This window comes from Maricaulis maris, from assembly GCF_049116555.1.
Lineage (GTDB): Bacteria > Pseudomonadota > Alphaproteobacteria > Caulobacterales > Maricaulaceae > Maricaulis > Maricaulis maris_C.
Map to the genome: position 1 here is coordinate 1 of NZ_JAGDYT010000023.1, position 964 is coordinate 964.

Consider the following 964-nt stretch of genomic DNA (forward strand, 5'->3'; position numbering starts at 1 on the left):
GGCGACGCACTGATCCCGCACCCGATGTTCGACAGTCAGGTCGCTGCCATGGCGCTCGGCCTGGGCGACTCGATCGCCTATGACGCGCTGGTCCGCACCCTGCTCAACCGCCCCATCGACAAGGGCCCGCGCTTTACCGACTGGTCGCGGCGCCCCCTGTCCGAGGCCCAGACCACCTACGCCATCGCCGATGTCACCCATCTGCGCGACCTCTACCCGATCATGGTCGAGCGGCTGGAGAAAAAAGGCCGCACCGAATGGCTGGCGGGCGAGATGAAGACGCTGACCAGCCCATCGACCTATCGTCTCGACCCCGAGGAGAGCTGGCGTCGGATGAAGCTGCGCAAGACGACCACCAAATGGGTCGCCGCCCTGCGCGCTGCCGCCGCCTGGCGCGAAACCGAGGCCCAGACCCGTGACATGCCGCGCCAGCGGGTCATGAAGGATGACGCCATCTACGAGATCGCCAGCGTCGCCCCGACCGCCGCCGAACAGCTGACCGGCTTGCGCGCCGTGCCAAAGGGTTTCGAACGCTCCAGCGCCGCGCGCCGCCTGTTCGACAAGATGAGCGAAGCGCTGGCCGATGCCGAGGCCTATGCCCCCAAGGTCGAAAAGCCGGCCCCGCCGCCACAGGGTGTCGGTCCGACGGTCGAACTCCTGAAGGTCTTCCTCAAACTGGTCGCCGATGAGAAGGACGTCGCCCCGCGCCTGATCGCCAATGCCGCCGATCTGGAAAAGATCGCCGCCGACGACAAGGCCGATGTCCAGGCCCTCAGCGGCTGGCGCCGCGAAGTGTTCGGTGAGCCGGCCCTCAAGCTGAAACGCGGCGAGATGGCGCTGGCGCTGAAGGACGGCAAGGTCGTGGTGGTGGATACGGCGGGCTGAGTGGCCGGCTGAACGCGCGATAATCCGTGTTCGCGGCAATTCTCTTCCCGGTTGTCTCGCGCTTGTCATCCCGGGCGGA

General features: G+C 67.1%; 1 protein-coding gene. It reads left to right on the forward strand.

The features are described from left to right. Positions 1-885: ribonuclease D (locus JXQ94_RS14075; protein ID WP_421924415.1), on the forward strand; the 885-nt coding region annotated here is incomplete at its 5' end. Positions 886-964: the final 79 nt, after the last annotated feature.